The following is a 243-nucleotide window of genomic DNA, read 5'->3' as shown; positions in this document are numbered from 1 at the left end:
TTTGAAGTAGTTTGATTTGTTACTAGAATAATACGAACTAAAAATAGCTTTAAATAGGTCGTTTTTACAAAAAACAAACCTTTTCTCTTGTAAGGTGAGTTCCATGCTTTGAGTTTGGCTAGTAAATCGGGCACACCAAGGATATTGATGCTGCGTTTGATGTTATACACCAGCATAATCAAACTGTGTTCGCCGTTTACTTTCTCTAATCCTATTAAATTGGTGTGGTTATATCCCCATTTT

At 34.2% G+C, this 243-nt stretch carries 1 pseudogene; it reads right to left on the bottom strand.

From position 1 onward, the window contains the following. Nucleotides 1-243: pseudogene (locus G6042_RS14215) on the bottom strand (IS1182 family transposase); the annotation flags it as partial.

It is taken from the genome of Flavobacterium solisilvae (assembly GCF_012911605.1).
Taxonomy (GTDB): domain Bacteria; phylum Bacteroidota; class Bacteroidia; order Flavobacteriales; family Flavobacteriaceae; genus Flavobacterium; species Flavobacterium solisilvae.
Note: the sequence above shows the minus strand (reverse complement) of the source record. Positions and strands in the feature narration are given on the sequence as shown.